This is a genomic window from Paraburkholderia sp. XV (genome assembly GCF_020177535.1).
In the GTDB taxonomy this organism is placed as follows: Bacteria; Pseudomonadota; Gammaproteobacteria; order Burkholderiales; family Burkholderiaceae; genus Paraburkholderia; species Paraburkholderia caribensis.
In genome coordinates, this window is record NZ_JAGUUD010000096.1 from 1 (window position 1) to 18,823 (window position 18,823).

The following is an 18,823-nucleotide window of genomic DNA, read 5'->3' on the forward strand; positions in this document are numbered from 1 at the left end:
GAAACACGACATCTGTAAATAGCCGGCGCTACGACATTTCAATCTGGCTTTGACAAATCGAGTTTCCAAAAACAGGACCCGATAGAACCCAGACGCGCCAACGACACCTTATCCCCGCGACCTACGATATCGAATCCGCGCAGGCACCAGTCGCGAATCCGGCGCGCCGTCACCTTGAAGCAGAGAAAACACGCAACGCAGACTGTGCTCGGCCAGTTGTGCGCTGTCCTGGATAATCGCGTCGATCTTGAAAGGCAAACAGTCGAGCAGCTTATGGTCATCGAACGTCATCAATTGTCCTGGCGCCTGCGCCAGTTGATGCGCGTCGTTCATAAACTGCAGAACGCCTTCGAGCAACGTAATCGAGCCTGCGAACAGCGCTTGCGGATATCGCTGGTGTTCGGCGAACCATGACTTCATCAGCTCGTAACCCGATTCACGCTGGTAGTCTCGCTCGAACACCCAGTCGGGTTGCTCTTCGAGACCATGCTGACGCAGCGCCTGCCGGTATCCAGCCAGACGGTCGCGGCTTGCCGACAATTCCGGCTGACCGCCAAGATAGACCACCTCACGCGCGCCGCGCGCAATACTCTCGCCCACCAGCGTCGCGACCGTTTCAACCGCGTCGGTGACGACGTACGGTATCCGGCTCGACTCGACGCGTCGATCGGCAAACACGAGCGGCAGGCGCTTCATCCATTTTTCGTAGCGCTTCGCATCGCCCGTGCACGGCACCACGATCAGGCCATCGACCTGATGCGACACGAGGTGCGCAATGCCTTCCGTCTCGCGCACCGGGTTTTCATCGCTGGTGACGAGAACGAGCTGATATTGATAGCGTTCGCGGCATTGCCATTCCATTGCTTGCGCCAGTGCTGCGTGCGCGGAGTTGGTCAAATCGGGAATCACGAGACCGATCGTATTGCTTCGACGTGTGCGCAACGCCCGCGCCGACTGCGAAGGCGTGAAATGATGGTCTTTGGCGACCTGCAGCACCCGCTCGACGGTCGCCGCCGATATCCGGTAGCGCTCGGCATAGCCGTTGAGCACCATGCTGGCCGTGGTACGGGAAACCTTCGCGAGGCGGGCAATGTCGTCGATGGTCAGACGCTCGAACTGAGTCACGCGGGCTTCCTGCAGGTCAATGAGTCAAGCGCAAGCGCACCGCTTCGGTGAGCGGTGCGTGCGTACGATATAACTTCGTCGGGGATTCGCCGCCCAATCTCGATCGGAGGCAGAGGCAGGCGCGCAGCGACGTGAGTCCTGGCGCCTGATGGTACTACGGGAAGGGACAGATGAGAACTTACTGCTTGTAGAGGTTCAGCGGCACCGGGATGAACTTGTCGACCGTCTGGCCATCGACCAGCTTCTTCGCCGTCTGCACACCGTACTGGCCGATCAGTTCCGGCTGCTGCTGCACGGTCGCCGCCATCTGGCCGCCCTTGACGGCCGTGATGGCGTCGCTGGTCGCGTCGAAGCCAACCACCGCCACGTTCTTCAGGCCCGCCGCCTGCAGCGCCTTCACTGCGCCAAGCGCCATCTCGTCGTTCTGGGCGAACACACCCTGTATGTCCTTGTTGCTCTGGATGATGTTCTCCATCACCGACAGCCCCTTCGCACGATCAAAGTCGGCAGGCTGTTTTGTCGTGATCTTCACGCCGCCCTTCGCCGCCACTTCGTCGTCGAAGCCGGTGCCACGCTCGTTGGCCGCCGACGAGCCAGGAATGCCTTGAAGCTCGACGATATTGCCCTTGCCGCCCAGTTTTTCGGTGAGGAAATCAGCTGCCATCTTGCCGCCGGCCTTGTTGTCCGAGGCGATGTGCGAGCTGACATCCGCGCCGTTCACGCTGCGGTCGAGCGAGATGACCTTGATGCCCTTGCTGGTCGCTTCCTTGACGACGTTCGCCACGGCCGACGAATCGGTCGGGTTGATCAGGATCACGCTGACCTTCTTTTCGATCAGGTCTTCTACGCTCGCCTGCTGCTTCGCGGGATCGTTCTGCGCGTCGACGGTGATCAGCGTCACGCCGTCTTTGGCAGCCTCGTCTTCCGCGCCCTTGCGCAGCGAGACGAAAAACGGATTGTTCAGCGTCGAGATCGACAGCCCGACCGTGATCGCGCCGTTTGCAGCCGGCGCCGATGCCGCGCTGGCCCCGGCATCCGCCGACGCAGCCGGGCCCTCCTTCGAGCACGCAACCAGACCAGCCATCAGCGTGCTTGCGCACAGCGCGGCGAAAAGCTTCGAGAATCGCGGCGAAACGGGTTTCTGCATTGTCTTCCTCTTCTTCCTTGTGTGGTGAAACCGGGTTTTGCTGTCCAGCAATCGGTAGTAGATAAAGCGGATAAAACTCTGGGGAAAGGCACTACGCCCTTCCCTCGTCGACCTGCGTCACGTCTTCTTGTTGCCACGGTCGATCAGCACGGCAAGCAGGATCACGCCGCCCTTGATGACCTGCTGATAGAAAGACGACACGTCGAGCAGATTCAGGCCGTTGTTCAGAACACCGATCAGCAACGCCCCAACGAGCGTGCCGAAGATCCAGCCGCGTCCGCCCGTCAGACTCGTTCCGCCGAGCACGACGGCGGCGATCGCATCGAGTTCATAGCCTGTGCCCGCCGTCGGCTGCGCGGAGTTCAGACGGGAAGTCAGCACGACGCCCGCGAGCGCGGCCATGACGCCCGAGATCGTGTACACATAGAGCTGGATGCGATCGACCTTCACGCCCGAGAGCTTTGCCGATTCAGCGTTGCCGCCCGTCGCGTAGATGTGACGACCGAATACGGTCTTGCGCAGCAGCACCCAGAAGATCGCGAACATCACCAGCATGAGGACGACGGGAATCGGCACGAGGCGGGCCACGTAGCCGCCGCCGAGCAGCGAAAAGAAGTCGCTGTTGAAGCTGCTGAGCGGGCTGCCGTTCGACAGGACCAACGCCAGCCCCCGCAACACCGTCATCGACCCGAGCGTCGCGATAAACGGCGCGACTTTGCCTTTGCTGATCACGAGCCCGTTGACGAGTCCCATCAGGCCGCCTGCGACGAGTCCGGCGAGCGTCGCGAGACCTGCCGGCATGCCCGACGTCAGAAGGCTCGCGATGATGACCGACGACAGCGCCAGCACCGAGCCCGCGGAGAGATCGATGCCGCCCAGCAGAATCACCAGCGTCATGCCGAATGCGATCAGCGCATTGATCGACGCCTGGCGCATCACGTTCAGCAGGTTGTCGACGGTCAGAAAGTTGTGACTGACGATAGACAGTCCCACCGCAATGACCAGCAGGGCAATAAACGGCCCGAGCTTCTGCAGCGTCGCGCGGTTGGTCGGTGTGATACTCAGTTGCGCCATGATGTGTCTCGCGTTGTGTCCCTTCGCTTGTGACGGGACCATTCAAATGGATGCACGGCGCGCTGCCAGTCGCGCAGCCGTCATGGATCGGGATGTGGGGTGTCTATGCAGCAGCCGGGACGGGTGTCGCATTGCCCCCCGCCGCTGCCGTCATGATGAGTTCCTGCGTCGCGCCCTCTGCATCGAACAGGCCGCTCTGGCGGCCCTGATGCATGACGAGAATCCGGTCGCTCATCGCAAGGACCTCGGGAAGCTCCGACGACACCATGACGATCGCCACGCCGCGCTCAGCCAGCTGGTTGATGATCGTGTAGATTTCCGCCTTACCGCCCACGTCGACGCCGCGCGTCGGTTCGTCGAGCAACAGCACCTTGGGCGGTCGCGCAAGCCACTTCGCGAAGACCACCTTCTGCTGATTGCCGCCGGACAGCGACTTCACGTCCAGTTCGGCATCCCGCGTGCGTACCCGCAACTGCTCGATCAAGCCGTCGACCGCCTGGCGCTCGGCCTTGCTGTCGACGAAGCCGAGCTTCGCATAACGTTCGAGATGGACGAGCGTCGCGTTCTCGCGCACGGACATACCCAGCACGAGCCCCTGCCCTTTACGGTCTTCCGTGACGAAGCCGATGCCCGCCGCGATCGCAGCCGATGCATCGCGGACGTCGAGCGGCTTGCCATCCAGCGTGACGGTTCCCGCCGTCTTCCGGTTGGCGCCGAACAGCGTTCTGAGAATTTCGCTGCGCCCCGCCCCCATCAATCCGGCGATGCCGAGCACTTCGCCTGCACGTACGTCGAACGAAACGCCGGAGATGTTGCCTTGATCCGCGAGGCCGTCGACCTGCAAGCGGACCGCGCCCGCCTTGTGCTGCCGCTTCGGGAAACGCTCGCCGAGTTCGCGGCCCACCATCAGCCTGACGATCTCATCGAAACCGGTGTCCCTGATCGCGCGTTCGCCGACGAAGTGACCATCGCGCAGGACGCTGATCTTGTCGCAGATGCGGAAGATCTCTTCCATCCGGTGCGACACATAGACGATCGCCACGCCGCGAGCCTTCAGCGACAGCATGATCTCGAACAGCGTGTCGATCTCGCGATTGGTGAGCGCGGCCGTCGGCTCATCCATCACGACGACGCGCGCATCCAGTGAAAGCGCTTTGGCGATTTCGACGAGTTGCTGCCGGCCGATCGACAGGTGACCGGCTTCCGTCTGCGGATCGATGTCGCGCGCGCCGACCATGTCGAGCCACTTGCGTGCCTCGCGCCGCATCTTCGCGTTGTCGACGATCCCGAACCGGCTCGGTTCGCGGCCCAGAAAGAGGTTCTCCATCACCGACAGTTGCGGGATGAGGTTCAGTTCCTGGTGGATGATCGCGATGCCGGCATGTTCGGCTTCGACCGTGTTGCGAATCTGCGCGGCGCGGCCATCTATCAGGATCTTGCCCGCGTCGGCCGGATAGACCCCGCACAGAATTTTCATTAGCGTCGATTTGCCGGCGCCGTTTTCGCCCATGAGCGCGTGGATCTCGCCCGCGCTGATGTGAAAATCGACGCCATCGAGCACGCGTACCGGTCCGAAGGCCTTGCCGATGCCCTGCATCAACACTTCCATGGTGTGCCTCTCAGAAGATGACGCCGGAATGCAGAATCACATTCGCGTAAGGACTGCACTCGCCCGTGCGAATGATCGCTTTCGCCTCGCGCGAGCGCTGCTTGAACGCCTCGTGCGGCACCTGTTCGACTTCGATCTTGCTGGACGCCATCTGTGCGATGCGCTCCACGACAGCGGCGTTGTGCTCCGCGCTCTCGCTCGCGAACACCGCGCGTTCGACCTTGAAATCGGCGAGCACGCTATCGAGCACGTCGAAAAAGCCCGGCACGTTGAGCGCGAGCGATACGTCGATGCACTCGACGCCTTCGGGAATCGGCAGGCCGCAGTCGGCAATCACGAGGCTGTCGGTATGGCCCATCGATGCCAGCACGCGCGCAATGTCGCGATTCAGATGTCCAAGCTTTTTCATGATCTTGCTTCGAGAAAAGTGTTCAGTTCGGCGAGCGTCGGCATGCCGCCTTGCGCGCCTGCACGCGTGACAGAGAGCGCTGCCGCCGCATTGGCGCGGCGTACTGCTTCGTCGATCCCGAGACCCCAGAAGGCGGCGAGCGCGCCGTTGAACGTGTCGCCGGCACCCGTCGTATCGACGGCGTCGACCGCGAAGCCGGATTGGTGCACGAGCTTGCCGTCCTTGTCTGCGTAGCACACGCCATCCTCGCCGCGCGTCATCGCGATCTGGCCGGGGCGCCGCGCGAGCTCGTCAGCCCAGAGCTCTTCACGCGTTTGCAACGCGGTCGCGAGTTCATGCTGGTTGGGCGTCAGCAGCGTGACGAGATCGAGCAGTTCGTCGCTCAGCGCGACGGCGGGAGCCGGATTCAGAAAGAACGGTTTGTTGAGCGCACGGGCGCGGCGCGCCGCATGCAGGACGGTCGCATACGGCACCTCGAGCTGGGCCAGTACGACATCGGCCTGCTCGAAAGCATCGGCGGCACGGTCGATATCTTCGGGCGACAGTTCATAGTTGGCGCCCGGCACGACGACGATCGCGTTATCGCCGCCCGTCAACGTGATCGATGCGATACCCGTTGCCTGGCGCGCGGTGGTGACGTGGCGCACGTCCACGCCTTCGCGCACGAGCGTCGCCTTCATGTCCTCACCGAAGGCGTCCGCGCCCACCCGGCCGACCATCGTCACCTGCGCGCCAAGTCGAGCCGCCGCGACGGCCTGGTTCGCGCCTTTGCCGCCGGGACTCGTCGAAAAACCCGTGCCGAACAGTGTCTCGCCAAGCCGGGGAAACGTATTGGTGACGACCACCATGTCCATGTTGATGCTGCCCACCACAACTACGCGCGCCATGCCATTCCTTTCAAACGGTCCCGCTGAATCTTGCCAATCTTGCAAGAAATCGCCGTGCTAAAACGTCATCAGCTACGGAGCGCAATTTATAGCAGAGTCGGCGGTCGCGCGGAATAGCACCTAGGGTTTTACCCGATACGAGTCGGAGGTTGCACTGCGGCGTCCGCGCGCCGGACGTAGCGCGCTGTTCGGACGCGGCCAGCGCCACGCTTTCGAAATGGTCGGGCCAGGGTAAACATCCACCTGTGCACGAAGCGCTTGGAAATGGTTGGTGTACGGAGTATATTCAGCGTCAAGATGACACGCACTACCTGGAGGAAGACACCATGCAATTTCATCTCAACGGTTTTCGCGTCGGCGATCCGACCATCGAGCCGGCCGCCGGCAATGCGCCTCAACTCGAGATGCCCGATACGGTCGACGTGCTGATCGTCGGGAGCGGTCCTGCGGGACTCGTGCTGGCAGCCCAACTCTCGCAATTCCCGTCCATCCGCACCCGCATCGTCGAGCGGCGTTCGGGACCATTGCAGATGGGACAGGCGGACGGTGTCGCGTGCCGGACTGTCGAGATGTTCAACGCATTCGGCCTTGGCGATCGCTTGCAGCGGGAAGCGTATTGGGTCAACGAAACGGTGTTCTGGCGCCCCGACGCACAGGACCGCGGTGCGATCAGGCGTACCGGACGTGTTCAGGATACCGAAACAGGCATGTCGGAGTTTCCGCATGTGATCGTCAATCAGGCACGCGTGCAGGACTATCTGCTCGATGTGATGCGTCGTTCCGCGCCGCGGCTCGAACCCGACTACGATCTGGAAGCCGTCGACGTGCAACGCGACGATACGGGCGACTATCCCGTGCGCGTGACGTTGCGCCGTACGGATGAAGCACGGCGTGGCGAGGAAATCACTGTGCGTGCGCGTTACGTCATCGGTTGCGACGGCGCCCGCAGCCGCGTGCGCGCGGCCATCGGACAAACGCTGCGCGGCGATGCCGCCAATCATGCGTGGGGCGTGATGGACGCGCTCGCCGTCACGGACTTTCCTGATATTCGCCTGAAGGCCGCCATTCAGTCCGCGAGCAAGGGCAACCTGCTCATCATTCCGCGCGAAGGCGGATACCTGGTGCGCTTCTATGTCGATCTGGGCGAGGTCACGCCCGAGAATCGCGACAGCATCAAACAGACCACCGTCGATCACATCATCGAGACGGCCCGGCACATCTTGCATCCCTATACGCTCGACGCAAAGGAAGTCGCGTGGTTCTCCGTCTATGAAGTGGGACAGCGCCTGACCGATCGCTTCGACGACGCCATCGCCGCCGACGGCACTTCTCGCGACCCTCGCGTGTTCATCGCCGGCGATGCCTGCCATACGCATAGCGCGAAGGCGGGCCAGGGCATGAACGTATCGATGCAGGACGGCTTCAATCTCGGCTGGAAACTCGGTGCAGTGCTGCTGGGACGCAGCGACGCCCGTCTGCTGCGTACGTATTCCGACGAACGCCAGCCCATCGCGCAGGAGTTGATCGACTTCGACAAGGAATGGTCGGCAATGATGGCCGCGCCGCCCAAAGACCCCGACCGGCCCGAAGCAGGCGGCGTCGATCCGGCTGAACTGCAGGCCTACTTCGTTCGCGCGGGCCGATATACGGCTGGCGTCGCGACGCACTACCGGCCGGGTGTGCTGACAGGCGAAGCGACGCATCAGGCGCTCGCCAGCGGATTCGTGATCGGCACGCGTTTTCATTCAGCGCCCGTGGTTCGTCTCGCGGATGCGAAGCCCGTCCATCTCGGACACGCGGCATGCGCGGACGGCCGCTGGCGCCTGTACGCGTTCGCGGATGCGAAACGGACTGCGCTCGATGCGCTGTGCGAGCATCTCGCGACATCGCCCGCGTCAGTCGTGCGGCTCGTCACGCCAGAGCACGCCGACGTGGATATCGTGTTCGATCTGCGCGCGGTGCTGCAGCAGCCGCATCGCGAGGTGCGTCTAGACGGGCTGCCCGCCCTGTTGCTGCCGCGCAAGGGACGCTACGGCCTCATCGACTACGAGAAAACATTTACGAGCGACGCCACGACTGATATCTTCGACGCGCGCGGCATCGACCGCGAACGGGGCGCGCTGGTCGTGGTCCGTCCGGATCAATACGTCGCGCATGTTCTTCCACTCGATGCATACGCGGAACTGAAGGCCTTTTTCCGGCCGATATTCCGCATGCGCTAACCCGCTCCTGTACTCCGAAATTGCCGACCAGACACGACAACCCCGCAGCGCTCTCGAAATTCACGGGCAGTCTCGTGCGCCGCGCCCAGCAGCGCCACGTAGCGGTATGGCTCAGCGAAGTTTCTGCCGAGGTCACGAGCGTCCAGTATGCGGCGCTCGAGATCCTGCAGAAAACACCTGGCGTCAATCAGCGGCAACTCGGCGATGAACTGGACGTTGACCGTTCGACCATCGCCGATCTCGTCGCGCGCATGGTTCGCAACGGCCTGATCGAACGTTCCGATGATCCCGTCGACAAGCGTAGCTACGTGCTGTTTCTCACAGCGGACGGCAAGAAGCAGCTTGCGAGCTTGCGTCCGCGTGTCGAGGAAGTCGAGCGCATTCTCACGGCGAGGCTGACGCAGCGGGAATGTCTGGAGTTGCGGCGTCTGCTTCTGGCGCTGTTGCCGCCGCACGAATAGATGCGTGCATCACGGATTGACCGCGTCTGCTGTGCGCGACGTTCGATGCGCCGCGCTCAGGCGGCGGCTGCCCGCAAAGGTGCCGGCGGAACGACAGTTTCGATCTTGCCGGTTTTGACGTCGTAGACGAGCCCCGACACCACCATGCCATCGGGCAGCGCCTTGTTTGCCCTGAGCGCTGCAACATCGAGGGCGACCGCCTTGTAGGGCTCGGTGATCGCGAGATCGTCGAGCGCCTCCGTTTCGACATCGAGATGCCGGGCGAGCAAGGCAGGCGCATGCCGGTGGCAGCCGATGATCCCGCAATCGGTGTGCTGGAGCAGCACGAGATTGCGTGCGCCATCCGGTCGTCCCGCCGATGCCGCGACGACGCTCAACACCGCCAGCGTTTCGAGCAACGATTGATTGATGCGGCCGCCGACATTGCGGATCACAGCCGCTTCACCTTGCTTCAGGCCCAGCACGTTCACGGGATCGACGCGAGGATCGACACAGCCGATGACAACCGTCCCGGTCGACGGGAGCATTTTGAGCTCAGGCGCAAACTCGGTCTCGGCGAACCGGGCGTTGCGCTCCAGCATGACATCATTGAAGTCCATTTCTGCTACTCCTTGATAATTGGGCAAGATCGCTCGACACGCCATGTGTCACGCGAGGATGTTCAGCGTGCCCGGCCGCGAAACGGCATGCGGCGCGGAACGAACGTGAACGAAGCGACGGGAATGACAGTATCGAGCGTGAGTACACGCCCTTCAGGCGAGTACTTCGAGATCCCTGACGGGCTCTTCGCCAGCCGCACGCAGCGTGCGCTCGATGACGTGCGTCTTCGGCGTGCGGTCGATCACCAGCCCGAGCACGTCGGGACGGCTGTAGTGGCCGCGCGAATCCATCATGCGTTTGCGCTTGTCGATCTGCCAGAAATCGAGGTCCGCGATGATCTCGCCCTCGCCTTCGCGCAGCGGCGCACCGCCCATGTACTCGCCGTCGGGCGAAACGATCGCGGTGAAGCAGCCGCTCGAGATCGGGCCCACCTGGGTGGTATTCGTGTCCTTCAGGATCTGCTGCTGTTGCTCAGGGGTCAGCCACGCCGTCGCGTTGACAACGAAGGCGCCCGCCTCCAGCGCATGCTGGCGGATGTTGACCGAGATCTGCTCGGAGAACAGATCGCCCGCAAACGAACCGGGATACATCGCCGAATGGATTTCCTCGCCGTCGGCCATCAGCGCGTAGCGCGCGAGCGGGTTGTAGTGCTCCCAGCAGGCAAGCTGACCGACGCGGCCCACGGCGGTATCGATTGCGCGCAGACCTGAGCCGTCACCCATTCCCCAGACCATACGCTCGTGATAGGTCGGCGAGAGCTTGCGGCGGCGTTGCACGAGTGTGCCGTCCGCGTCGAACAGCAGTTGCGTGTTGTAGAGCGTGCCGCCGTCGCGTTCGTTGACGCCGATCGAGACCACCATGTTGGCCTGACGCGCCGCTTCGCCGATGGCGCGCGTCGTCTCCGAGGGCACGACCACGGCCTGGTCCAGAAGCTTGTAATGCTCGGCGCCCATCGCAAACGGAGATTCGATGAACGAGAAATACGGATAGTACGGAACGACAGTTTCAGGGAAGGTCGCAAACTGGACGCCCTGCTTGCCGAGTTCGAGAATTTTCTTGACGACCTTATCGACGGTGCCTTCCCGGCTGTAGAGAACGGGCGCGATCTGAACGGCTGCGGCCCGGATGATCTTCGACATGATGGTGTTCCTTTCGCTGGTGCGAGACAGATGATGAAGTGCTTGTACCTTATCGCCTCCGCCCTTTACGATCTATGTCGTTGTTGCCACCATTCATGACGTGCGTCGCCCGGGCCGCGGAGGGTCGCGGCATCGAGAAGGAATCCGCGAGTCTGACCGTGGAATGACACGAACTTGCGGCAAGGTGCGCAAGCCGGACTTCATCGGGAAACCCTATGCATCGGATTGGCTTTATCGTGCCGCAACGATTCCAGATGATGAGTCTTGCGGCGCTAACGGCGTTCGAGATCGCGAACCTGCCGCCGGCGGGTCCGTGCTACGACGTCCATGTGCTGTCCGCGCATGGCGGTCCCGTCCGTTCTTCGGGCGGCATGACGCTGGAAACCGAGGCGTTCGGCGATCCGGCTTTCGATACCGTCATCGTGGGCTCGATCACCGAAATGAAAATGCCCTCGTCCGATGCCGCCGTGATCGCATTCGTTCAGGAGGCAGCCAAGGCATCGCGACGGATCGCCTCGATTTGCAGCGGCGCATTCGTACTCGCCGAGGCCGGGCTGTTGAACGGCCGGCGCGCCACCATGCATTGGGCCCATGCGTCCGAATTCAGGGCCCGCTTTCCGGAAGTCATCACGGAAGAAGACCGGATTTACGTCAATGACGGTCCCATCTGGTCCTCGGCGGGGATGACGGCCGGCATCGATCTCGTGCTGGCGTTGATCGATAACGACCTCGGTCCCGAGGCCGCGAAAATGGTCGCGCGGCTTCTGGTCATGAATCAGCGCCGGCTGGGCGGACAGATGCAGCATTCCGCGCTTCTCGACATGACACCGAAGTCGGATCGGATCGAACTGGTGCTGGCGCACATCCGCCGGAACCTGCGCAATCCGCTGACAGTCGAGGAACTTGCCGCGGTCGCCAACCTCAGCCCTCGCCAGTTCAGCCGCGCGTTCGTGGCCGAGACCGGCCAGTCGCCCGCCAAGGCCGTGGAGCAGCTACGGCTGGAAGCGGCCCGATTCATGATCGAACAGGGCCGGCACACGATCAACGTCGTGGCGCAGGAGACGGGGTTTGCGGATCGGGAGCGCATGCGCCGCGCCTTTGTCCGGACGTTCGGCGTGCCCGCCGACATGCTGCGGCGGAACGCTCGACGGGAACCTGTTGCCGGCAACTGAGAAGTTCAGCCGCGCCCCTTCACGTCTGCGAACTCTGGCCCGAAAAAAATAGTTGAACCGGGCTCTATTCTTTTGGCAGCCGATGCCGATAAGAGCGCTCATAAGCCCCTGCCAGACGAGCCATGCCAATGCGAATCGACCTTATTGCCTGCCGCCCCGCCCGATTGAAACGCACGCTGATCATGCTGGTCGGCTGTGCCGGCGTACTCGCCAGCCTGTCCATCTGGGGACGGGTACCCGCCGATGCACTCGCCGATGCCGACAGAGAGGTCGCCCAATCCGGCCCCGCGCTTCCCGGCTCCGCGTGTACGGCGGAAGGCGCAGTTTCAAGAGATGCCCACGGCACCTTTCTGATGTGCTGGAGGCTGGTGTGGAGCAAGCCATAGCGTCTGAGTCCATATCGACGCAGCGCTGACACGACGTGTGGTGTTCAGCCCGCACGGCGTGAGACCGCGCGCGACGGACGCATGCCGCCGCGTGATGTTTCATTCCAGACGCATGCGATGGAGAAGGTTCGGTTGGGAAGCGCACGCAATGACATGGCTAGCGCGCTTTTGTCGCTGGAGACGTTGTACGATTCGCCATCAATAACCATAAAGGGAGGCCTCATGGACACACGCTTGAGGCAGACTTTGGCCGGCGCGTTTCTCGCCACAGGTTGCCTGGTTTCGGCATCATCCCACGCGTACAGCGCGGCCGACGACGCCGAGGCCCAGGACCGCGAAGTCAAGGCGGCCTACGATCGAGGCTACAAGGCAGCGAAAGAGGAACTGGCGCGCGAGGCCGCTGCAAAGGGCACGGCCGCCACGACGCCACCCGCACCACCCGCAACGCAAGCGCGGGCGCAGAAATCGACAAGCGAGGCTGCTCGCAAACCCATCCTCGACATCAAGCACGTTTACAGCGACGCAAGCGATATCGAAACCGTGCAAGAGGTGCCCGTCACGTCGAAGCCGCTCGGCGAACAGCCAGGCGCACAATCTTCTGCAACCAGCAGCACTCGCGTCGCGCCACCCAAGCCGGTTGCCCGCCGCTCTCCCGTCGCGACAGCCGACGCCTGGACGGATACGGACTCGCTGCAGAACCCGCAACCGGTTCAACGCCTCAGCGCGCCGCCGCAAAATGGCGGCATCGTGCGGTCTGCGGGACGCGTGCAACAACAGCATGCCATGCCGCCCGAAGCGTTCGCTGATGACGAAGGCGACGACGTTGTGATGCCGCGTACCGCACAGGTCTACACGACCGGGCCGCAGTATGCGCGACCGCAAACGCAGTACGCGCCGCCACCCGTAGCGATGCCGCCTGCGCCTCAAGCCTATGGCTACGTGCAACGGCCAGCCAGCGTGGCCGCCCGTCCATATGCCTACTATGCGCCGCCCGCTGCCTGGGCCGGCGAATACCAGCCGGCGCCGTATGCTGGCCGCTGGTACTGGTCGCCGGAGTATGGACGCTGGCTTTACTACTGACCCGTCACGATCTTCACCAGCAAGGTGAAGATCGCCAGCGGCAGCCTGATCGCTGCCGCCGCCCGCTTCAAACCGCCAGACAAACCTTGCCAAAATGCTTGCCCGCCGCCTGATGGCGGAACGCATCGGCAATCTCGCCGAGCGCAAACGTGCTGTCGATCACCGGCTTGATCCCGTTCGCGTCGATCGCGCGAATCATGTCGGTCTGGTGCTTCCGGCTGCCGACAATCAACCCCTGCAACTTCTGCTGACGACGCATCAGTTCAGCCGTCGGCACCTGTCCGGCCAGTCCCGTCAGCACGCCGATCAACGCGATGTGCCCGCCGATCCGGCAAGCCCGGATCGACTGCGCAAGCGTGTCCGGACCACCCACTTCGACCACGTTGTCGACGCCGCGTCCGTTCGTGATGTCGAGGACCTTCGCAGCCCAGTCCGTGTCGCGCTTGTAGTTGATCAGGTGATCGGCGCCGAGCGCGCGGGCCTTCGCCAGTTTCTCGTCGGACGACGACGTTGCGATCACTGTCGCGCCCATCTGCTTCGCGAACTGCAGCGCGAAGATCGAGACACCGCCCGTGCCCTGCACGAGCACGGTGTCGCCCGCCTTCAGCGCGTAATCGACGACCAGCGCGCGCCATGCGGTCAGGCCAGCCGTGGTCAACGTCGCCGCCTCCGCGTGGCTGTAGCCGCGCGGCGCGTGCGTGAACCACTGTGCGGGACGGACGACGCTCTCGCGAGCGTAGCCGTCGACGCCGTCACCCGGCGTCGTCGAAAAATCGGCCACCGTCGGGCCGCCGTCGAGCCAGTACGGGAAGAACGTCGAGACGACGGCATCGCCGACCGCGAATTCCGTCACGCCGTCGCCGATCGCTTCGACGACGCCCGCGCCATCCGACATCGGAATGCGGCCGTCTTCCGTACGCATGCGCCCCGTGACGACACCCAGATCGTGGAAATTCAGCGAACTCGCATGGATGCGCACGCGGATTTCGCCGGGCGCCGGCGCGCCGGGATCGGCAAGGTCCACGCGTACGAGATTTTCCAGTCCGGCGGGCTGGCGCAAGGTAATGGCTTTCATCGAGGCAACTCCTGATAGTCGATTGACGGACTGACGATGCGCGATGCCGCATCGCCGTCGAAAAGGCGCTCGCGCGCTGATTGGCGCACGAGGTCGCGACCGATCCGCGACCACGTCGTGATTGTCCCGTCGCACGTCGATTACCACAAGAAGGTACAATTATGGCCAGTACTATCAATTATGTAGGTATGAACGCCATGCGACCCAAACGCCTGGACAGCAAAAGCGGATGCGCCGTCGAAGTGACGCTTTCGGTAATCGGCGGCTTATGGAAGCCCGTGATCCTGTTTCATCTGATGCATGAAAAAAAGCGCTTCATGGAGCTCACGCGGCTGCTGCCGAACACCACGCAGCGCATGTTGACGCTGCAATTGCGCGAACTGGAGGCGGACGGGATCGTGACGCGGCATGTCTATCCTCAGGTTCCGCCGAAGGTCGAATACGAATTGACGCCGTTCGGCAAGACGCTCGCCCCCGTGCTGATCAGCCTCAGGCAATGGGGCGAGTCGTACCAGGCGCAGCGCGCGAGCGATATCGCGCCGATCCAGGAAGTGTCGAAGCCAACGACAACGCGGCGGCGTCGTACCAACGCGGCGGGGCACGTTGCGTGAGCGAACCCGTGGCTCGATCAGGGTTCACGCCCGCGAGCCGAACCGCCTCGTGAACATCGCATCGAACAGCAGTACGATAGACACTCGACCGATGCAATCGAGGAGGCACCATGAACGCGGTATGCCCGCTACACGGGCCGACCACCATCATCCGCACGAACGCATACGGTTTTCCCGTCTACGCGTGTTGTTGCAACGACGTGCCGTACGCCACGCCCCCGGACGCCTGCACGAGAGCGCCGACGCAACGCGGAAAAGACCCGCAGCCGCAACCCGACCAACCCAGGACAAAAAAAGAATGACGGGTCGCGGGACGTCTATCAGTGCGGCGTTTTCCCCGCGAGCCACAGTGCGACATTGATTGCATATCGGTGCGCGTCCTGCAGCGCCTGTTGCTCCGTCTGCATTCCGTCGCCGGGCGGCTCGTCCACGAAGCTCGGACAACCGAGCCGCGCGTCCCAGTTGTAATCGGCAAAATGATGAAACGTGCTTTGCGCGACAGCAGGTCCTCCGTCGCTGGACGGCTCAAAGGCAACGGCAAGATTGAAGCGCTTGCCCGTGATCTTGCTATTGCCTCGCGCGATCACGCGGGCCGGTTCGTCGCCGGGTGCATCGACAGCGCCTTCGTGCGGGTGCGCGGGCAGATAGCGAATTGCGCCCGTCGGTGAATCGGCGTTCGTCAGTATGGGATGGGTCGGCCCGACCACGGCGACTTCCTGATAGTCCCCATTCGCGCCCGAGTGAAAATTGGGCCATGAAATATGCGTGGAGAACGGATCGTCGCATACGCAATGCGACTGGTCGGGGTCGACGTTGCGCGTATGAAAATGATGTGCCTTGCCGACTGCACCCAGGCTGCACAGCGAACAGCCGACATCCATGTGATCCCTCGTCACCATCAGACCGCGGCCTGCCTGGCGGAATCGCGTAATGCCTGCGCAGTCTTCGGGTGTCAGACCGTCTCCGTTGTCGACGGCAAATAGCCACAACTCGTCGAACCCGGTTTCGTCCAGACGGGAAAGCACCGGGTCGGGCTCTCCGTTTTGCTCGCGGTCTCTCGCGACGACGTCGAATACGGCGCGCCCTTGCGTATCGCGATGGTTGCGCAGCAGTTCGGCAAGGCGGCTGAAGCGCGCGATCGACCAGTCGTCGGCGATGGACGGAATGGTGGTTTGTAGCAGGATCTTGATGGTATCCATGATGGTCACGCAGCACGCTGCGCCCGTTTGAGCATGCCACCATGCTAGACGGATTCGAATGGGGACAGTAGACATGAGTACGGATACACCGTGTTGCCTCGTGGACACCTGGGCAAGCCTGTCCGCTCCGCCCCCTTTCTGCACGAATTTGATGATGCTGCTAGATTGTCGCCAGCAGAACTCTCGAGCGAGACTTCCATGGCTGACAGACCCGGTTCACCCGCATCCGCTGCCCGCTCGCTGGCCTTGATTGCGATCATCGTCGGCGTCGTGGCGATTGCGTTTGCCTATACTGCAGGCTGGCTCACGCCAGGCCGGCTGACACCGCCGAAGATCGTCAATGCGCTGGCGCCGCCGGGCGGCCCGGCTTTGGGTTTCCGGCGCAATCATGCAAAGGGCATCTGCTTCACGGGCACCTTCGAATCGAATGGAGCCGCCGCTGCACTGTCGAAGGCGCCCATGTTCGCGCAGGGTTCGTCGCGCGTGACGGGACGCTTCAATCTCGCCACACCTGACCCCAACGCGCCCGACGCGACCGTGCGGGTTCGCGGCCTGAGCCTGCGCGTGGTCGCGCCGGATGGCAGCGAATGGCGTTCGGCGATGATCGACGCGCCCTTCTTCCCCGTCGCGACACCGCAAGCGTTTTATGCGTTGCTCGAAGCCGCGGGACGCAAGGACGATCCCGATGCGATGAAGCAGTTCATCGCCGCGCACCCCGAGTTTGCCGCGTTCGGCGCATGGGCGACGACGGCGCCGTGGACGGCATCGTTCGCGCAGGATCAGTACAACAGCCTCAACAGCTTTGTGTTCACGAATGCCCAGGGGCAGGACCAGGTCGTGCGCTGGTCATTCGTGCCGGCGGCGAAGCCGGAGGCCGTGTCGCCCGACGTCCTCAAGCAACGCCCCGCGAACTTCCTCGACACCGACATCACGCAACGCGTGCAGAGCGGGCCGCAACGCTGGACGATGATCGTCACCGTCGCCAATCCGGGCGACCCGACGGCCGACCCGAGCAAGGCCTGGCCGGAAGACCGCCGCAAGGTGGAAGCCGGCACGCTGGTGGTCAGCGCCATCGAACCCGAGCCGGATGGCCCGTGCCGCGACCTCAATTTCGACCCCACCGTCCTGCCAGCGGGGATGCACGTTTCCGACGATCCGTTCCCCGCTGCGCGTTCGGCGGCTTATTCCGTTTCGTTCAATCGCCGGACTGCCGAAGACAAGCACTATCCGCACACGCCCGCCGAAGGAGCGAAGCCATGAAAACGACTCTCGAGCGCTTTACGCCGTTGCAGCGCGCGCTGCACTGGATCATGGCGATCTGCATTCTGGCGATGCTGTTCATCGGGGTCGGCATGGTGTCGACGATCCGGCCTGACTATCTGACGCTGGTCTCGATTCACAAGCCGCTCGGCATGGTGATCCTGATACTCGCGCTGATCCGTCTGGTAGTGCGGCTTACGCGCGGCGCGCCGCGACTCCCGCCCGACATGCCCGAACCGATGAAGCTCGCCGCTCATCTGTCGCATCTTGCGTTCTATGCGCTGATGATCGCGTTGCCGCTGATTGGTTGGGGCATGTTGTCGGCAGCGGAGTATCCCGTGATCGTGGCCGGCATCCAGTTGCCGTGGATACTGCCGCACAGCAACGAACTGCACACGCTGCTATGGAACGCGCACCGGTTCCTGGCGTTGTGCTTTTTCGCGTTGATTCTCGTGCATTTCGCGGCCGCGCTGTTTCATGCGCTGGTCAGACGCGATGGTGTGTTTCAGGCGATGGCGCCCTGGCGCTGAGCGCCCCGCCCGATATCGCGAATCTTGCGCGCCGGCACGCCGCCCACCAGCGTGTGAGCCGGCACGTCCTTCGTGACGACTGCGCCGGCGGCGACCACCGCCGCCTCGTGAATCGTCACGCCGGGCAGGATGGTTGCGCCTGCACCGATCCACACCCTGTTGCCGACGCGGATTTCTTGGTGATCGAGTCCGCGCCCGATCTCGGGCTCATACACAATGCCATGCGTCGCCGTTTCGAACGACACGCGCGGCCCGACCTGCACGTCGTCGCCAATCGAAATCCGGCTGTTGCGGCAAGCGAGTCGCGTCTGCGCGTTCAGATAGACGTTGTCGCCGATCGAAATTCCGCAGATCGTCTCTTCGTTGAGGCTCAGTTCGAGGTTCAACGGACCGATGATCGTCACATCGCGACCGATGGCCATGCCTGCCTGACGGAACATCGAGGCACGCATGCGATTGAAGGGACCGTAGGCCGGCATTGCGTTGCCGAGGGTGATGAAGAGGTGTCGTTTGAATGCCGTCAGAAGTTTCATCGTCCGCGTATCGAGAGACAGCGGGCATGGCCGCTCGATCCGTCCTTAAAAGAGCGATTTTACTGACGGGATGCGCGCCTATGTGCATTGGGTCGCCGACGTGGCGTGTTGTGCGGAGGTTTTGTCGCGAATCCAGGCGCGTCTTGATCTGTCATGCGGCCCATTTGCGCTGGCTCGTTCCATCCGCTTGATGGCAACTGGCGCAAAAGCTCTGATAGATGCCTGCTCGCGGCAACTCGATCTCGCCCGTGTTCAGCGCGCGCATGCTCTGAAGCGCCGCCTGCCTGTTCGCGACATTGACGCG

Annotated in this window: 18 protein-coding genes; 7 read left to right on the top strand and 11 right to left on the bottom strand. The window is 63.0% G+C overall.

The window, feature by feature from the left end; genetic code table 11:
- Positions 1–108 precede the first annotated feature (108 nt).
- The 6 genes from KFO72_RS31905 to rbsK all read right to left on the bottom strand — a co-directional run bounded on the left by KFO72_RS31905 (position 109) and on the right by rbsK (position 6,251).
- Positions 109–1,125 carry a substrate-binding domain-containing protein gene (locus tag KFO72_RS31905; protein ID WP_107203786.1) on the bottom strand — a complete coding sequence of 339 codons (1,017 nt, stop codon included), beginning with the start codon at positions 1,123–1,125 and terminating at the stop codon, positions 109–111.
- A gap of 178 nt (positions 1,126–1,303) precedes the next feature.
- Positions 1,304–2,272, bottom strand: coding sequence for a ribose ABC transporter substrate-binding protein RbsB (gene rbsB, locus KFO72_RS31910; protein WP_225033786.1), 969 nt, complete (start codon positions 2,270–2,272; stop codon positions 1,304–1,306).
- 117 nt (positions 2,273–2,389) lie between these two features.
- The gene (locus KFO72_RS31915) at positions 2,390–3,346 is read right to left on the bottom strand and encodes an ABC transporter permease (protein WP_060606727.1); all 957 of its coding nucleotides are present in this window, start codon (positions 3,344–3,346) and stop codon (positions 2,390–2,392) included.
- A gap of 103 nt (positions 3,347–3,449) precedes the next feature.
- The gene (locus KFO72_RS31920) at positions 3,450–4,955 is read right to left on the bottom strand and encodes a sugar ABC transporter ATP-binding protein (RefSeq protein ID WP_225033787.1); all 1,506 of its coding nucleotides are present in this window, start codon (positions 4,953–4,955) and stop codon (positions 3,450–3,452) included.
- Between the two features lie 10 nt (positions 4,956–4,965).
- A complete protein-coding gene (gene rbsD, locus KFO72_RS31925) occupies positions 4,966–5,364 on the bottom strand; it encodes a D-ribose pyranase (protein ID WP_054934814.1) in 399 nt (132 codons plus the stop codon).
- A complete protein-coding gene (gene rbsK / locus KFO72_RS31930; RefSeq protein ID WP_107203788.1) occupies positions 5,361–6,251 on the bottom strand; it encodes a ribokinase in 891 nt (296 codons plus the stop codon). Before rbsK ends, rbsD begins: the two co-directional genes overlap by 4 nt.
- A 326-nt stretch (positions 6,252–6,577) precedes the next feature.
- Between rbsK and KFO72_RS31935 the strand changes: the two genes are divergently transcribed.
- Together KFO72_RS31935 and KFO72_RS31940 are read left to right on the top strand one after the other, a co-directional pair.
- Positions 6,578–8,473, top strand: a complete 1,896-nt coding sequence (locus KFO72_RS31935; RefSeq protein ID WP_225033788.1) for an FAD-binding monooxygenase — start codon at positions 6,578–6,580, stop codon at positions 8,471–8,473.
- Positions 8,474–8,493: 20 nt separating this feature from the next.
- Positions 8,494–8,934 (top strand): MarR family winged helix-turn-helix transcriptional regulator, encoded by a 441-nt coding sequence (locus KFO72_RS31940; RefSeq protein ID WP_054934817.1) that lies wholly within the window; start codon positions 8,494–8,496, stop codon positions 8,932–8,934.
- A gap of 56 nt (positions 8,935–8,990) precedes the next feature.
- Here KFO72_RS31940 and KFO72_RS31945 read toward each other — a convergent pair whose 3' ends face one another.
- Both KFO72_RS31945 and KFO72_RS31950 read right to left on the bottom strand, forming a co-directional pair.
- Positions 8,991–9,533 (bottom strand): carbonic anhydrase, encoded by a 543-nt coding sequence (locus KFO72_RS31945; protein ID WP_054934818.1) that lies wholly within the window; start codon positions 9,531–9,533, stop codon positions 8,991–8,993.
- 153 nt (positions 9,534–9,686) lie between these two features.
- The gene (locus KFO72_RS31950; RefSeq protein WP_054934819.1) at positions 9,687–10,673 is read right to left on the bottom strand and encodes a nitrilase-related carbon-nitrogen hydrolase; all 987 of its coding nucleotides are present in this window, start codon (positions 10,671–10,673) and stop codon (positions 9,687–9,689) included.
- A gap of 215 nt (positions 10,674–10,888) precedes the next feature.
- Between KFO72_RS31950 and KFO72_RS31955 the strand changes: the two genes are divergently transcribed.
- A complete protein-coding gene (locus tag KFO72_RS31955) occupies positions 10,889–11,845 on the top strand; it encodes a GlxA family transcriptional regulator (protein ID WP_060606716.1) in 957 nt (318 codons plus the stop codon).
- A 608-nt stretch (positions 11,846–12,453) separates the two neighbouring features.
- Positions 12,454–13,311, top strand: a complete 858-nt coding sequence (locus tag KFO72_RS31960) for a hypothetical protein (RefSeq protein WP_225033789.1) — start codon at positions 12,454–12,456, stop codon at positions 13,309–13,311.
- Positions 13,312–13,378: 67 nt separating this feature from the next.
- On the opposite strand, the gene KFO72_RS31965 is transcribed toward KFO72_RS31960, so the two are convergent.
- On the bottom strand, positions 13,379–14,386 hold the full coding sequence (locus tag KFO72_RS31965; RefSeq protein WP_225033790.1) for a zinc-dependent alcohol dehydrogenase family protein: 1,008 nt from the start codon (positions 14,384–14,386) through the stop codon (positions 13,379–13,381).
- Positions 14,387–14,583: 197 nt separating this feature from the next.
- Here KFO72_RS31965 and KFO72_RS31970 point away from each other — a divergent pair, with 197 nt between their 5' ends.
- Positions 14,584–14,997, top strand: coding sequence for a winged helix-turn-helix transcriptional regulator (locus tag KFO72_RS31970; protein ID WP_225033791.1), 414 nt, complete (start codon positions 14,584–14,586; stop codon positions 14,995–14,997).
- A gap of 320 nt (positions 14,998–15,317) precedes the next feature.
- Here the strand turns inward: KFO72_RS31970 and KFO72_RS31975 are convergent, their stop codons facing one another.
- On the bottom strand, positions 15,318–16,196 hold the full coding sequence (locus KFO72_RS31975) for a hypothetical protein (protein ID WP_060606707.1): 879 nt from the start codon (positions 16,194–16,196) through the stop codon (positions 15,318–15,320).
- Between the two features lie 198 nt (positions 16,197–16,394).
- Between KFO72_RS31975 and KFO72_RS31980 the strand changes: the two genes are divergently transcribed.
- Positions 16,395–17,456 (top strand): catalase family peroxidase, encoded by a 1,062-nt coding sequence (locus tag KFO72_RS31980; protein WP_054934824.1) that lies wholly within the window; start codon positions 16,395–16,397, stop codon positions 17,454–17,456.
- Positions 17,453–17,986 (top strand): cytochrome b, encoded by a 534-nt coding sequence (locus tag KFO72_RS31985; protein ID WP_054934825.1) that lies wholly within the window; start codon positions 17,453–17,455, stop codon positions 17,984–17,986. The genes KFO72_RS31980 and KFO72_RS31985 overlap by 4 nt, the downstream gene beginning before the upstream one ends.
- Here the strand turns inward: KFO72_RS31985 and KFO72_RS31990 are convergent.
- On the bottom strand, positions 17,962–18,519 hold the full coding sequence (locus tag KFO72_RS31990) for an acyltransferase (protein ID WP_225033792.1): 558 nt from the start codon (positions 18,517–18,519) through the stop codon (positions 17,962–17,964). The two genes, KFO72_RS31985 and KFO72_RS31990, sit on opposite strands and share 25 nt — an antisense overlap.
- Between the last annotated feature and the right edge of the window lie 304 nt (positions 18,520–18,823).

Coding starts and splice junctions, on each gene's coding strand:
- rbsB (WP_225033786.1), bottom strand. CDS start 2,272: ATGCAGAAACCCGTTTCGCCGCGATTCTCGAAGCTTTTCGCCGCGCTG.
- KFO72_RS31915 (WP_060606727.1), bottom strand. CDS start 3,346: ATGGCGCAACTGAGTATCACACCGACCAACCGCGCGACGCTGCAGAAG.
- KFO72_RS31920 (WP_225033787.1), bottom strand. CDS start 4,955: ATGGAAGTGTTGATGCAGGGCATCGGCAAGGCCTTCGGACCGGTACGC.
- rbsD (WP_054934814.1), bottom strand. CDS start 5,364: ATGAAAAAGCTTGGACATCTGAATCGCGACATTGCGCGCGTGCTGGCA.
- rbsK (WP_107203788.1), bottom strand. CDS start 6,251: ATGGCGCGCGTAGTTGTGGTGGGCAGCATCAACATGGACATGGTGGTC.
- KFO72_RS31935 (WP_225033788.1), top strand. CDS start 6,578: ATGCAATTTCATCTCAACGGTTTTCGCGTCGGCGATCCGACCATCGAG.
- KFO72_RS31945 (WP_054934818.1), bottom strand. CDS start 9,533: ATGGACTTCAATGATGTCATGCTGGAGCGCAACGCCCGGTTCGCCGAG.
- KFO72_RS31950 (WP_054934819.1), bottom strand. CDS start 10,673: ATGTCGAAGATCATCCGGGCCGCAGCCGTTCAGATCGCGCCCGTTCTC.
- KFO72_RS31955 (WP_060606716.1), top strand. CDS start 10,889: ATGCATCGGATTGGCTTTATCGTGCCGCAACGATTCCAGATGATGAGT.
- KFO72_RS31960 (WP_225033789.1), top strand. CDS start 12,454: ATGGACACACGCTTGAGGCAGACTTTGGCCGGCGCGTTTCTCGCCACA.
- KFO72_RS31965 (WP_225033790.1), bottom strand. CDS start 14,386: ATGAAAGCCATTACCTTGCGCCAGCCCGCCGGACTGGAAAATCTCGTA.
- KFO72_RS31970 (WP_225033791.1), top strand. CDS start 14,584: ATGCGACCCAAACGCCTGGACAGCAAAAGCGGATGCGCCGTCGAAGTG.
- KFO72_RS31975 (WP_060606707.1), bottom strand. CDS start 16,196: ATGGATACCATCAAGATCCTGCTACAAACCACCATTCCGTCCATCGCC.
- KFO72_RS31980 (WP_054934824.1), top strand. CDS start 16,395: ATGGCTGACAGACCCGGTTCACCCGCATCCGCTGCCCGCTCGCTGGCC.
- KFO72_RS31985 (WP_054934825.1), top strand. CDS start 17,453: ATGAAAACGACTCTCGAGCGCTTTACGCCGTTGCAGCGCGCGCTGCAC.
- KFO72_RS31990 (WP_225033792.1), bottom strand. CDS start 18,519: ATGAAACTTCTGACGGCATTCAAACGACACCTCTTCATCACCCTCGGC.